This is a genomic window from Streptococcus sp. GMD1S (genome assembly GCF_000296875.1).
In the GTDB taxonomy this organism is placed as follows: Bacteria; Bacillota; Bacilli; order Lactobacillales; family Streptococcaceae; genus Streptococcus.
The window spans coordinates 1-1,926 of sequence record NZ_AJQY01000110.1 but is presented as its reverse complement, the minus strand read 5'-3'; the positions used below and the strand labels follow the sequence as shown (position 1 = coordinate 1,926).

Genomic DNA, 1,926 nt, shown 5'->3' with positions numbered 1-1,926 from the left:
CCAAGCGTCATTATGCCATTTGACACTACAATGAAAATTACAACCAAAACAGTATCGTCTAGCTCGAGTTCTTCGTCAACGACCTCGTCAACGGGCTCTTCAACCAGCAGTTCGTCTTCAACGAGTTCAGAAACGAAACCAGACTCGTCTAAACAGGACTAAACAAAATAGTAGAAAAGGATGATAAATAAAATGGGTAAATATTTTGGGACCGATGGAGTCCGTGGAGAAGCAAACGTAGAACTGACGCCAGAATTGGCCTTTAAATTGGGACGTTTTGGTGGTTATGTTCTTAGCCAACACGAAACAGAAGCCCCTAAAGTCTTTGTAGGACGTGATACACGCATCTCAGGAGAAATGCTAGAATCTGCCTTAGTGGCAGGTCTTCTCTCTGTAGGGATTCACGTCTACAAACTCGGTGTCCTTGCAACACCAGCAGTAGCTTATTTGGTCAAAACTGAGGGAGCCAGTGCAGGTGTCATGATTTCCGCTAGTCACAACCCAGCCCTTGATAATGGAATTAAGTTCTTTGGAGGGGATGGCTTCAAACTTGATGACGAAAAAGAAGCAGAAATCGAAGCCTTGCTAGATGCTACAGAAGATACCCTTCCTCGTCCAAGCGCCGAAGGCTTGGGAACCTTAGTGGACTATCCAGAAGGTTTACGTAAGTATGAAGGCTACCTTGTTTCAACTGGAACTCCTCTTGAAGGGATGAAAGTGGCCTTGGATACAGCTAATGGTGCAGCGTCTACAAGTGCTCGTCAAATCTTTGCAGACCTTGGAGCTCAAATAACTGTTATCGGTGAGACACCGGATGGTCTTAATATCAACTTGAATGTGGGTTCTACACATCCAGAAGCTCTTCAAGAGGTGGTCAAAGAAAGCCAGTCAGCTATTGGTTTGGCCTTTGACGGAGACAGTGACCGCTTGATTGCTGTCGATGAAAATGGCGACATCGTCGATGGTGATAAGATCATGTACATCATCGGGAAATACCTTTCTGAAAAAGGCCAGTTGGCTCAAAATACCATCGTGACAACGGTTATGTCTAACCTTGGCTTCCATAAGGCTTTGGATAGCGCTGGCATTAACAAGGCAGTGACTGCTGTTGGTGACCGCTATGTCGTTGAAGAAATGAGAAAATCAGGCTACAACCTTGGTGGTGAACAATCAGGTCACGTTATCTTGATGGACTACAATACAACTGGTGATGGTCAATTATCAGCTGTCCAATTGACCAAAATCATGAAAGAAACAGGCAAGAGCTTGTCTCAACTAGCATCAGAAGTGACGATTTACCCACAAAAACTGGTCAATATCCGAGTGGAAAATGCCATGAAAGAAAATGCCATGGAAGTACCAGCCATCAAGACAATCATAGAAAAGATGGAAGAAGAGATGGCAGGGAACGGCCGTATCCTTGTCCGCCCAAGTGGAACAGAACCCCTCTTGCGTGTCATGGCAGAAGCACCAACAACAGAAGAAGTCAACTACTATGTAGATACGATTGCTGCTGTGGTTAAAGATGAAATCGGAATTGACTAAAGCCTAGAAAACTAGATGAAATGATAAAAATGTGGTACAATTGCATAGTAAATTGTAGCAATGGGAGAGAAAAATGAATCTTAAACGAGAACAAGAATTTGTTAGCCAGTATCACTTTGATGCTCGTAACTTTGAATGGGAAAATGAAAATGGAGCTCCTGAAACCAAGGTAGACGTGAACTTTCAGTTACTCCAACATGACCAAGAAAACCAAGTGACTTCTTTAGTCGTTATCTTGAGCTTTATGATTGTCTTTGACAAATTTGTCATCAGCGGAACAATTTCCCAAGTGAACCATGTGGAAGGTCGTATTGTCAACGAACCAAGCGAATTTAACCAAGAAGAAGTCGAAACCTTGGCACGTCCATGTTTGAACATGCT

Annotated in this window: 2 protein-coding genes; both read left to right on the top strand. The window is 43.4% G+C overall.

All coding sequences use genetic code 11. From position 1 onward, the window contains the following. The first annotated feature begins 192 nt into the window (after positions 1 to 192). On the top strand, positions 193 to 1,545 hold the full coding sequence (gene glmM / locus GMD1S_RS07410) for a phosphoglucosamine mutase (RefSeq protein WP_000521454.1): 1,353 nt from the start codon (positions 193 to 195) through the stop codon (positions 1,543 to 1,545). 73 nt (positions 1,546 to 1,618) lie between these two features. Further along, positions 1,619 to 1,926: DUF1149 family protein (locus GMD1S_RS07405; protein WP_001050091.1), on the top strand; the 308-nt coding region annotated here is incomplete at its 3' end.

Coding starts and splice junctions, on each gene's coding strand:
- glmM (WP_000521454.1), top strand. CDS start 193: ATGGGTAAATATTTTGGGACCGATGGAGTCCGTGGAGAAGCAAACGTA.